General features: G+C 40.0%; 10 protein-coding genes. 6 read left to right on the top strand and 4 right to left on the bottom strand.

What is annotated here, in order from left to right; genetic code table 11:
* Positions 1-189 precede the first annotated feature (189 nt).
* The 3 genes from ACED29_RS00730 to ACED29_RS00720 all read left to right on the top strand — a co-directional run bounded on the left by ACED29_RS00730 (position 190) and on the right by ACED29_RS00720 (position 3,786).
* The gene (locus ACED29_RS00730; protein WP_371696719.1) at positions 190-2,757 is read left to right on the top strand and encodes a hypothetical protein; all 2,568 of its coding nucleotides are present in this window, start codon (positions 190-192) and stop codon (positions 2,755-2,757) included.
* A gap of 22 nt (positions 2,758-2,779) precedes the next feature.
* Entirely contained in the window at positions 2,780-3,466 is a 687-nt protein-coding gene (locus tag ACED29_RS00725; RefSeq protein ID WP_371696718.1) for a hypothetical protein, read from the top strand.
* A 119-nt stretch (positions 3,467-3,585) separates the two neighbouring features.
* Positions 3,586-3,786, top strand: a complete 201-nt coding sequence (locus ACED29_RS00720) for a hypothetical protein (RefSeq protein ID WP_371696716.1) — start codon at positions 3,586-3,588, stop codon at positions 3,784-3,786.
* 3 nt (positions 3,787-3,789) lie between these two features.
* Here the strand turns inward: ACED29_RS00720 and ACED29_RS00715 are convergent, their stop codons facing one another.
* The 3 genes from ACED29_RS00715 to ACED29_RS00705 are packed head-to-tail and all read right to left on the bottom strand — an operon-like array spanning position 3,790 to position 6,488.
* Positions 3,790-5,667, bottom strand: a complete 1,878-nt coding sequence (locus tag ACED29_RS00715; protein ID WP_371696715.1) for a DNA phosphorothioation-associated putative methyltransferase — start codon at positions 5,665-5,667, stop codon at positions 3,790-3,792.
* A 42-nt stretch (positions 5,668-5,709) separates the two neighbouring features.
* Positions 5,710-5,880 (bottom strand): hypothetical protein, encoded by a 171-nt coding sequence (locus tag ACED29_RS00710; protein ID WP_371696713.1) that lies wholly within the window; start codon positions 5,878-5,880, stop codon positions 5,710-5,712.
* Positions 5,881-5,897: 17 nt separating this feature from the next.
* Positions 5,898-6,488 carry a hypothetical protein gene (locus ACED29_RS00705; RefSeq protein ID WP_371696711.1) on the bottom strand — a complete coding sequence of 197 codons (591 nt, stop codon included), beginning with the start codon at positions 6,486-6,488 and terminating at the stop codon, positions 5,898-5,900.
* Between the two features lie 390 nt (positions 6,489-6,878).
* Here ACED29_RS00705 and ACED29_RS00700 point away from each other — a divergent pair, with 390 nt between their 5' ends.
* The gene (locus ACED29_RS00700; protein ID WP_371696710.1) at positions 6,879-7,700 is read left to right on the top strand and encodes a substrate-binding periplasmic protein; all 822 of its coding nucleotides are present in this window, start codon (positions 6,879-6,881) and stop codon (positions 7,698-7,700) included.
* Positions 7,701-7,898: 198 nt separating this feature from the next.
* On the opposite strand, the gene ACED29_RS00695 is transcribed toward ACED29_RS00700, so the two are convergent.
* Entirely contained in the window at positions 7,899-8,588 is a 690-nt protein-coding gene (locus tag ACED29_RS00695) for an Hpt domain-containing protein (protein ID WP_371696709.1), read from the bottom strand.
* 226 nt (positions 8,589-8,814) lie between these two features.
* On the opposite strand from ACED29_RS00695, the gene ACED29_RS00690 reads away from it, so the two are divergent.
* Both ACED29_RS00690 and ACED29_RS00685 read left to right on the top strand, forming a co-directional pair.
* Positions 8,815-9,222, top strand: coding sequence for a response regulator (locus ACED29_RS00690; RefSeq protein ID WP_371696707.1), 408 nt, complete (start codon positions 8,815-8,817; stop codon positions 9,220-9,222).
* Between the two features lie 3 nt (positions 9,223-9,225).
* Positions 9,226-11,976, top strand: a complete 2,751-nt coding sequence (locus ACED29_RS00685; RefSeq protein ID WP_371696705.1) for a PAS domain-containing protein — start codon at positions 9,226-9,228, stop codon at positions 11,974-11,976.
* The last annotated feature ends 63 nt before the right edge of the window (positions 11,977-12,039 follow it).

Below are 12,039 nucleotides of genomic sequence, written 5' to 3'. Positions count from 1 at the left end.
ATAAGGAATCAGATAAGGAATCAGATAAGGAATCAGATAAGGAATCAGATAAGGAAACTACAGAGGAATCTGGAAAGGAGTCTGCAGTGGCCCCAAAAGAGGAATGAGAAATAGATTGGTCAATGACCCTGTAACTCACTGTTAATAACTGCTGTTTGTCAAAAATCAGAAACATTTGTAGGAATTAAATTGCCTCAAGAAACTATTAGAGAAAGTTTTCGTAACTTAGAGATGCTACATCGATACCGATGTGGCGTTATTCCGAGTATGAATGATTTAGAACAATACTTATATCAAGGTATGAGTCGTCGAACGTCAACAAGACCAGACCATTTGATTAAGAATAGGCAAGATTATTTACTGAATCGTGAAGATAAAATGTCTAAACATCTGACTGGAATACTACACAAAGTCCATAGTAAATACTTAAATTCAAATTACTCATCAAAGGTTCATGTTGATAAGGCCGTGTTCAGTGAATGGCAAGGTATTATTACTGAAATTCCTCCTTTAGTCCTGTTAAGCTTTTCATTATTTAAACAATACGGTTCACCGGATTTACAAAGTAGGAATAGCCTGAAAATATATGTTGAAAAACATATGCAAGGCCAAATTGGGCACAGCGTTTTGCCAAGCATTATAGACAATAGGCTAGATGATGTTATCAACCGCAATAAACTCGACGATTTGCATATTCACCTCAATGGTACAACTGAAGTTGAGCTTCTCTGGCGAACAGCTTTAGAGAGACCTCATGCATTCTCAAAAGCAATAAAACCCGCCCATGATAATACCTTAGTGAAACAATTATATGGGCTGGAGGAACTCGATTTTACTCAGAATGAGCTACTAACAAGGCTTCGTGCCGCTAAAATGCTACGTGCTGTATTACTTGATTGCGCTATCAATAATAAAGAAGTAAATCAGCAGACTCTTGCGGATATTAACCGTCGGGCAGCATTTGAAAGTGCATCATTTTCAAATAAAGATAAAGAAGTTCAGTTTGCACGAATAGATAGCGACTCGAGTATTGATTATTTTACTAGCCATATTGATTCAAGCTTAATGACACCACTGATTAAAGAATCATTATTACTGATGCAGTTATTTTATCACCTTGAAAACTCTGGAAGTGAAAACTTTGCACACCTTTTTTACTACTATCTACTCATTAAATGTCAGCTAATGCGCCTGGTGGTACAGCAAACTCATTTTTATGGCTTTGATCAGTTTCAGAAGATTACAGTTAATGAAATTCGATCTGATGTTGAACGTGATTATGAAGCACGCTTTTTTCAAGTGGCTAATGATGGTGACCAAGACATTGACCGTTTAGAAGGCCGTTTTGCCCCGAGTAAAAAATTGGAAGCTAATAAAGCAAGGATAGCATCTATCTTACAAGGCTACTCACGCTATCGGACCAGTATGTCAGATAGAGAAAAGGAAAAAACAAATAGTAAGAGTCTCGTTGAATTGTTAAAGGCTGACAAAAACTATACAGGAAGATTAAAATTAAGTTTAGTTGCTCACTTCATTAAACAGCCAGATAAACGGGCTAATAAAATCGCAACCATGGGCGAAGGAGAGGCAAAAAAGCACAACTTAGGCTGGTGTTGTCGTCATTATCAACTCAGAAATGAAGTCGAAAAAACTCGCCGTGTTTTGAAAACTATGCAATCAAGATACAGTGAACTTGGTAATTATCTTAAAGGATTTGATGCAGCGGCTAACGAGCTCGATGCTGGCCCTGAAGTATTCGCTCCTGTTTTTAGACGTTTAAGGAAAGAAGGTCATCATAATTTTACTTACCATGCAGGTGAAGATTACGTGCATTTACTTTCTGGGATTAGGACAGTAGATGAAGCCGTTCGTTTTCTCGATTTAAATCACGGTAATCGCATCGGTCATGGCACTGCCGTTGGTATTGATCCTGAATTATGGCGCAACCGAATCGGTAAACGCGTGGTGATGAAACAAGGTGAGCGGCTTGATGATCTTGTGTTTGCTTATCATATTCTTAAAGAAGCAGACTGCACTGGAAAGGTTTTGAATTTGCTTCAGAGCGGCATTAGACAGCTAACCAATAAGATATATTTTGTAGAACCCTTATTTGATGAAGCCGATACACCAAAACCACTGTTCTCTTTTGAATATATTACCCCAGAAGATCTACATGAAGCATGGAAGTTAAGGTATTTAGATCCAATTTTAGTGTTTGATTTAAAATCAAAATGTCAGCATACCATCAGGGATGAAATCATTGCTGAAATAAAACATATCACAGAACTTAAACATAAAAAGCCAAGAGCATTTAATTTATTAGAGAGATATCACGGTATTCATGATGTTAATTTTATCCGAAAATATAATGAATTAGTTGAAATCGACTCAGATACTTGCCCAATTGAACAGTTGTTTGATAAAAATATCTTACGTATTTTGCAGAAATCGGTGCTCCGAAAAATCGCTAAAAATCAGATGGCTATAGAATCGTTGCCAACCAGCAATTTAAGGATAAGCTTTTACGAAACCTACTCTGAGCATCACATATTTAACTGGTTAGGCGTGGGTGATGAAGACGGAATGGAAGTGCCCGTGGTGTTGGGTTCAGATGACCCCGGGATTTTTTCAACAAATTTACGGAATGAATATGCCCATGTACTCATTGAGCTAGATAAACGACTAGCTCCCATGGAGGCTATCGCTAAACTTGAACAAATAGTCAAAAACGGTAAGATTTGGCGTTTTGATAATTAAACACAATTAAGGAAAACATGAGTTGAGTAATAATCATCCTAATTGGTCAGATTTTCTGACAGATACAGGTTATGGAGCCCGCCATTTAAAATTTGAAGCGTATTGTGAATGTTATGAAAAATGGTATTTAGTAAAAAGTCAGACTTGTCGAAAACTTGCAGTTGAGGGGCTATTTTGGGCTTTAAGTGCACTTGTTTTATATATAGCGGCTAACAATTCCTTTTTCGAGCTAGGTAATCATGCTGAAAATTATACTTCGTTATTTTTATTTCTCCTGCCCATGCCTCTAATACTCATCAATGTATTCTACGATGGCGTTGGTTTTACGCTTGATCGAGTTTGGATAAGACTATCAATTAAGTTATTTTCAATGGTTATCATGCTTAGTCCCTTTGTTGTCCATTGGTTTGGAGTTGATTTTAAAGGCGTACTATTACCACTGGTGACTTTGGGGCTGGGAGTATCAATACTAAGTTACTTATTGAATCGTTTAAATGGTTATACAAGAGCATGGTCACGTTATAGAACCGCTGGATATCAAACAAAATTAGCTAAGGCTAGGTATCTGTCAGGTCATTTACTTGAAAAGGAAGCTCATGCACGTCTACTTGAGATCATTGAGCAAGAAGTCGTTTCAAGACATAAAGATATCATTGATGATTTTCATTTTTTCGGTGAAAAAGTAAATGGACTTCTCCCAAGCAAGTAGAGGTTAAAATGATAATTACAGATGCAGCTGTTATTGCCTTGCAATATTTGAATCTGCTTGCAAAAGCAGATGAAATTCATAAGACGATTCTGTCACTAAGGTTAATGACTGTAAATTAAGTGAGTAGTTCTGAAGGTGTTAGAGTTAAAGTTGAGATGTTATGTGAAAACTCAAAAAGAGCAGATAAACCTAATACGGCTATGTGTTTTAGACGTGTAAATCCTAGTACTTATGATTTACTTGAGGAGTTTAAAGAGAAATCACATCACTTACCTGCTGTGATTACAGTTATATCTAGAAAAAGAAGATTAAATAACTAATGGTTAAAAGCTATCGGTATAACAATCTTTATCCATCAACACCGGCCGTTTATCTACTTCCACATAATCAAAAAAATCGACATCGAGCTGCCACATCTTAACCTTAATGCGTTCGCGTAAGGTGGGTAGTGGGCTGGTGTCGAAATTATCGTATCCCATAAGGCTGACTTTACCTGAAGTGATATGGATTTTTACTAAATCGATTTCATCGAGTTCACCATACAGTTGCACTGCTGAACCAACATAGACACGCAGTAACGCGGGCAGGTAACTTAAGTACTTTTTATGGAACTCAAGCGAGTGACCGTTATTGAGTTTACTTGCAGGCAGTTTGTTGTCGTGTGCGTCGATACAAGCTTGTTCAATAAGCTGGGTGTTTGCGATGGCAAATAACAATACTTTGGCTTCATTAATGGCGACTTTATAGGTATCAAAAAATATTTTGATGTCGCGTTTTTGCTCGTCGGGTAATCGACTGTAACCTTTGTGTTGTTCGAACTGACTTAATGCAAAGTATACTAGTAAGTCTTCACGTCTTAAGGCTATGGCTTGTTCAAATTCGAGTTCAGCGGATTTGCCTTGTACTTGTATGAGTAATTTAAAGGTTTTTTTAGCATTACCGAAATGCATTGTAATCTTGGCTGATTCGGCAAACTCATCTTCAACAGGTAAGCGGCCAAGCTCTAAACATCGGTCCCAAAACGCGGTTAACAATGTTTGGTGTTGAGTGAACAATAATCGAGCTTGTTCCTCGCTTGTTGGCGTCGGTGTGGTTATTTGGTGCCATTGATGATGGCGTTGATGCCGTTTGGCTAAAAAGCGTTGCTCTTCTATTTTGTCTCGGAAAATATAATAAATGCCTGGTGCAACAGCGATAGCATTTTCGTCTAACGTGCGTTCGATATAACCTTTTAGTTCTGCTTGGGCATAATATTTTTGAAACGTATTACGTGAGGTAATGACACCGTCTTTATAGGGGGTAAATTGACTGATAAAGCTATCATTTGCCAGCATGGCTGACACGACCAATAACTTTCTAGAAAGATGCCAAGCGCCTCGTATGGCTTCTGTTCTTTCTATTGCGTCTTCGATGACGTTAATCACAAAACCAATGTTGACAATGTCGGACTCCACTTTGTCTGAGTCTGGGCAAAAGTTAGGGTCCCAGCCTAATGCTTCTAAACCGTGGGCTTGCAGTTCTCTTAAATCGTCCCCTCGACCACATCCATAATCAAATACACTGTAATCACCGTTTAAATAACTTTGTTTGGCTAGATGTTTCATCGGTGAGCTTAGATCATGCCGCACCAATGCGGTTTTATGTCTGTCGATATTGCTGCTGTCATCGTTTGCAGATGCAAAACTAGAGCTTCTAAAAAGTCGTCCATCAACGAGTTCATAACCATGCTGTTGGATTATTTTTTCCCATGACTGTTTAAAGCCTATCATGCGACTTTTGGCATACAAGCCTGCATTTTCACCTTCTTGTGTGATGGCGACAAATTCTTGGTAACAAACATGAGAGCTTGGCAACATAGTTTCTTTACGATGCAGAATGGGCGGATTATCGCTAGATAAGTATTGGGTGATGCGATGTTCAAGCTTGCTTAAGTCAACAGTGACACTTTGGGTAAGTGCAGGGTAGGCTTCGGTAAAAAAAGTAGGGTATGACAAGAGTGATAATTTGAATTCAGCTTTACTGAGCTTGATGACTTGCCAATCGTCGAGTGGGATTTTTAACGCATGACTCACCGCAATGATGAAACCACTGAGTTGTTCATCTATTTCAGCGAATCCGTCTTGATGTAAATAATGCGCGTCGGGTAATTTTTTACCTAACGGCATTGTTGTCACAAGCTTTTTAAATAAAACAGCATCCATAATGTATTTCCGTTTCGTTTAGGTGATAAATCTCAACGACGTTTACTTTTGTTCAATTAAGTACCAAAAACTGTTGCCTTGTTTTTTGTGGTTAATTTTTCCTGCTCGGCGCATATGCATTAAATGACAAGAGGATACTTTTAGCCGTCGCATGGTGTCTTTACTGTTTAGCCATTGCGACGTTTCATCTATTTTTGTTTGAGGTTTATCCATGCGGCCTCTTTTTACTATTAATAATCCACTTGCCTAATCACCGTAATCGCCGTTTCATTACGGCCTTTTTTAGACGGGACACGATGGCCGGTGTCGGCATTGGTTTTCATGGTTTGTATGAATTGATTCATTTGTGGGCCAATGCTGATGTGTATCGGTCGATGTTTACCGTAATAGTACAGGCGGTCAAATTTCAGATTTTCGCACATCCACTGCGCCACCAGTTGCATATCAATCGGTTTATCATTCTTGTTGCTCACTAGGGTAAAGTCGCAGGCGGCTCCTAAGCGATCGCAGATGATTTTTTGATTTTGATTGAGTTCGTGCGAGCAATGTTGATCAAGTTTTGGCGCAATATGCGGATTGCGATTTTTAGCAATCTTTCTGACCAGTTCAGGCGAACAAAAACCATAAGTCAGCGCTATGGGTCCAAATTGATCGACGATTGGATCAAGTATTTGCGTGGCTAACAAACTGAGTGCGCGCCAGGTGTCGGGTTGCAGTGGCAAATTTTCTATTTGATGTTCGATAGCTGTAGCCCCGCAGTTTATTAAATCTGCGTAGGTAAAAAAGCGACTCGCTTTGCCATTGATATTATAGGTAAACAATCAACATCCGTTATCTGGGTTCATTTGGGGTAACAATACCGCTTATTGATTACGCTGACCAGATTGAACTGCAATCGTGATGATAAATGGGTAAAATAGCCGTCATCGAACTAATGTATCGATAAATGTGTTGCTGGCATTGCCATGATGTATTGATGGCAAAATGCTGGCGAAAAATACATTGGATTGCTGTTTATCACTCAATTGAAGGTTCAGACCCAAAAGCCTTGGTATGATGACTGGCGTAACAGATTTTTTATGTCTAATGTTTATAGTCTAAGGTTTATAGGTGCTAGCAAAGTGGCGTTTGACTAGACAGTGCTTCAATATCCCATCAAATCGACTTTTACCCTGCAAGAATTGATAAGTAATAAGGTGAGAAGTAAGCCTATGCGATTAAGAATTTTATTACTTTTACTTATTTATTTTCAAGCGTATTTTGCCTATGGGCAAAAAGCAACGTCATCATGTTATGAGCCGATTAACGTTGGTTTTAATAGTTGGGCGCCGTATTCTTGGTTGGATAGCTCCGGTAAACCCGTTGGGCTCGATGTTGATATGCTCACTATTGTGGCGGACAACTTAGGTTGTAAGTTAAATTTTATCGATATGCCCGTAAAGCGAGCCCACAGAATGTTACAAGAAGGCACCTTGGATATTATGATGGGCGCAAGTTATAGACCTGAGAGAGAAGCCTATGCTGATTTCTCAGTACCATACCGTGACGAAGAAATTAAGTTATTTGTAAAATCTGATTTAGCACCACAGATCAAGATTGACACATGGCAGGATATATTTAGTCAAAAGCTGGTCCTCCTAGCGCCTATTTTTGGCTGGTATGGGGCAGATTTTTTGGCATCAGAGCAAGCACTAATCAGGCAAAAATTATTAATTTTCAGTCGTAATGCCACCCAATCAATTCGCATGCTGGGTTACGGTAGAGGCGATGTTGTCATTGGCGATTCTATTGCCGTACCTTATATCGCAACTCAGATTGAAAGGATTTCTCTTACAGAATTACCGCTGGTATTAGACCATAACCAAATTCACTTTCTGATCAGTAAAAAAACCACTAACCCAGAGTTAATTACAGGCATTAACCAATCAATTAAACGTTTATCTAGTCGGGGAGAGCTAGCGCAAGTGATTGTTAAATGGCAGCAAATATCGATAGCTAAAACACAAGAAACGTCTGGTAAAGTGCCTTTGTGATGATACTTAGCAGCTGATTTATGCTTAGTACTTTTATCGTCCTAAAAACAAATAAGGTTATCTAAATAAGTGATTTTTATTAATTGCTTATTCATTGCGCGTATTCATTTCACTTATCTATAGCGCTTAAGTTAGTGGAAGTGTCGCATGCGACTTGTACGCAGTTTTTATCAGCCCAGAATAAGTACAACCTTGAGCTTATAACTTTTGCGACAGTGAGACTAATGCGTCAAGTGCTTGCTCAAAATCGAGCATCTCAACGGTATCATGCAGGCTGGCTAAGTCTTGTTGCAGTAACACCTTATCCGATAGCATATTTTGTAGGCGTAAAGTGGAGTCGAGTGCGTTGAGATTACCGTCTATTAGATGCTTTTTAAGTTCTGCTAGGGTCGAGGTTAACTCTGCGCTTGAATAGTCTTCTGCAGGTGCTGGTGTATCTGTTACGGATGAATTTAGTAATAGGCTATGAATACTTGAAAGCTCAGCTTGTGCCACAGCACGAATATGCGCTACCAGTTCTTCGCATACAAGATCAAGGTTAGCAGCATTTGCATCATGAGCTTGTTTGAGCTTTTTTTCGCCGTCTAATAGGGCTAAATGCAGAGATGACAAGCCGGTGGATCCTGAACTACCTTTTAGGGTATGAATAATGACCAGAATGTCCTTGGTATTGTTATCTAAGATCATCTGATCCAGATTTTGCAGCTGTTGTTGTAAATTTGTTTCAAAAATATGTATTAAGCGCCGATAAAATAGTTCGTTGCCTGCAAAGGGGGCAAGTAAATTTTCGAGCGTTTTATTTGCTGATGTTGAACCTAAGTGATTAGCGCTATTTGAGACAGTTTGTGCAACCGAGTGCGGATTACTGGGATTTTTGTTCGCTTTCATCTCTTTACTCTCGGTTTATGATGGCTTGGCTGATCTGCTACCAAAAAGATAATAGCAGTTTAATTACAACAGTGATATTGGATGAACTATACCTATAGACACGAGTACTTTATTGTTAATCAATAGGGTTATTCAACAACTTAGTTTGCTACAACATCATTTATAAGATTATATTAGCAAATCAAATTAGCCAAATTTGGGTTTTACTCACCAAAACGGAGCCGGCATGCCGCTAGACAAAATTTTACACGTAGAAGATGATGAGTCGATTCGAGTTATCGTTGAAATGGCTCTGGTTGATATCTCAGGTCTTACCTTGGTGTCTTGTGAGGGTGGGCATGAGGCGATTAGTCAACTGGCGCACTTTACACCCGATTTAATATTGTTAGATGCCATGATGCCAGGTATGGATGGTTTGCAAACCCTGCACGAAATTCGTAAAAATGCACATTGCGTTAACATTCCGGTGGTATTTATGACCGCCAGAATTCAGCATACTGAAAAACAGGAATATTTAGATGCCGGCGCTGTTGACATTATTGAGAAACCCTTTGATGCCATGAGTCTTGGCGATTCACTCGAGCGTATTTATCAAGCCCATCTTGCTTCAGCAAAAATCAACCATCCGGAGTAACTGATGCAAGCTCCCGTAACACCGATTTTCGAACAACTAAGACTCTTAGCGTTACACAATACTGGCTTGTTAGATACGGCTCCAGAGCAACGTTTTGATCGCCTAACTCATTTAGCTAAACTTTGCCTTGGCACCGAAATAGTGCTGATTTCATTAGTGGACGCTAAGCGGCAATGGTTCAAATCCAAACAAGGTCTAGCGGCCTGTGAGACGAGTAGAGACATTTCATTTTGTGGTCATACGATTTTAGCCGAATCTATTTTTGAAATCCACGACGCCCAACTCGACAGCCGATTTGCAGATAATCCATTGGTTACCGGCGCGCCATTTATTCGCTTTTATGCTGGTGTTCCATTAGAAATTAACGGTGAGCGCATTGGCACACTTTGCTTTATTGACAGCCAACCTCGGCAGTTTACCGATAAAGAGCGCCAAATTGCTTTTGAGTTTGGCAAGAGCGTTGAGCAAGAAATTCAAGACCGATTACAAGAGCAGTCAAATGAGCTATTAGCGGCAAGTGAGCTAATGTATCGGTCGGTGCTTGAAGGGACCAGAATTGGTACTTGGCAATGGAATATACAAACCGGTGAAACGGTTTTTAACGAGCGTTGGGCAGAAATGATTGGTTATCAGCTTGCTGAGCTTGAGCCCATTTCTATCGACACCTGGTTAGCAGTGACTCATCCCGATGATTTAGACCACGCCAAGGCGGCATTAGAGGATCATTTTAATGGGTTAAGCCCATTTTATGATGTTAATTTCCGCATGCAACATAAACAGGGGCATTTTATATGGGTGCATGATAGAGGCCGAGTGATTTCATACTCAGACGATGGTAAGCCTCTGATGATGTACGGCACCCATGCCGATATCACCAAACAACATGATAACGAACTAGCATTACGACAAAGTCGAGATCAGTTTAAAACCTTAGTGACTAATATTCCTGGGGTAACTTACCGATGTCATCATGATGAGCATTGGTCCATGCTGTATATGAGCGATCATATTTATGCGCTTTCAGGCTACCTCGCCAGCGATTTTATTGATAACTCTCAACGCAGTTTCGTGAGCATCATTCATCCCGAAGACAGAGATTTATTAATTCAAACGGTTGAAAAAGCAGTGCTTAACCATGCCAGTTGGGTACTCAATTTCCGTATTTTGCATCAAAATGGTTCGGTTCTATGGGCTGAAGGTCGCGGCGCTGCGGAATATGATAGTCGTGGGGCTATTAAATACCTAGATGGTTTTATTTTAGATATTAGCAAAGAGAAAAAACTTCAAGATCAATTACATAAACTCACACAGCAGTTGCCAGGGGTTTTGTATCAGTTTCAGTTATGGCCCGACGGTCACAGTGCATTTCCGTATGCCAGTTCTGCCATCGAAGACATTTATGGTGTAAAACCCGAAGACGTGCAAACGGATGCGTCCACCGCGTTTGCCAAAATTTACCCTGAAGATTTGCCGGCGGTAGCCAAGAGTATTGAAGATTCAGCGCAACAACTCACGCTGTGGGAACAGGAATATCGGGTTTACAGGGATGATAATACCTTAGTGTGGTTATCTGGCAGTGCTTCGCCAGAAACCATGCCCGATGGCAGTATTTTGTGGCATGGGTACATTCAAGATATTACCCAAACGAAAGAGCATTACCTCAAACTTGAAGATCTCAATTTGCAATTGAATGTTGCTCAGCAAAGCCTTGATTTAGCTAGCGAGCAAGCTCAAATTGGTTATTGGCATGCGTCATTAAAACAGGGCACCTTATGGTGGTCGCCTATCATTTACCAAATATTTGGTTTTGACGCCCATGACATCGTTCCCAGTGTGACCTTGCTTAAAAGTGCCGTTCATCCAGATGATATTGATAAAGTGGATAAAAGCGAGCAGCAGGCTCGCTTAACAGGCATTCATAATGTGGTTCACCGAATTATTCGACCTAATGGTGAAGTTCGTTGGGTGCATCAGTTAGGGCAATTAGTTGCCGAGGATAAAAATCCTGATCAGATAATAATCGGCTCAGTACAAGACGTTACCGATAGGATGCAATTACAACAAGTTAAAGATGACTTTATCTCAACAGTAAGTCATGAGCTGCGTACGCCATTAACATCGATTTTTGGCGCCTTAAATTTATTGCAGTCTGGTAAGTTGGTTACCTTACCCGCAAAAGCGGACAAGCTGATTGAAATTGCCAGCAGCAACTGTAAGCAGCTTAGCCGTTTGATCAATGACTTATTGGATATTGAAAAACTCGCGGCTGGGAAGATGTTGTTTGAAATGAAACGCTTAAATGTTGTGCCTCTATTACAAAGAGCCATTGACGATCATCAACCCTATGCTGACTTACATCAAATCACCCTGGCATTGCAATTAAACCACGCAATGGATGAGATCCTTGTCTATGTCGATGAGCATCGTTTATTACAAATCTTGACTAACTTTCTGTCAAACGCAGTTAAATTTTCACCGACAGCGGGAAGTGTCACTCTGTCTACCACACTGATTGGTAATCAGGTTGAGATTGCTGTGCAAGATCAAGGTGATGGTATTCCTGAAGATTTTCAGAGCAAAATTTTTGAACGTTTTTCTCAAGCAGACGCCAGTAGCTCTAAGGCCAAAGGCGGTACAGGTTTAGGTTTAGCGCTGTGTAAGGAGCTGACTGAAGCAATGAATGGCAGTATTGGCTACAGTTCAACACCAGGTTATGGTGCCAGGTTTTATATTCGCTTACCCATCTCTGATTAAGGCTCAGGCTCAAGGGTTCTTTGAGCTTGAACAGTCGATAACAAGTTCTGTTTCGCCGTGCCA

It is taken from the genome of Shewanella sp. 5S214 (assembly GCF_041439795.1).
GTDB lineage: Bacteria > Pseudomonadota > Gammaproteobacteria > Enterobacterales > Shewanellaceae > Shewanella > Shewanella vesiculosa.
The sequence above is the reverse complement of the archived record's forward strand: the minus strand, read 5'-3'. Positions and strand labels throughout refer to the sequence as shown.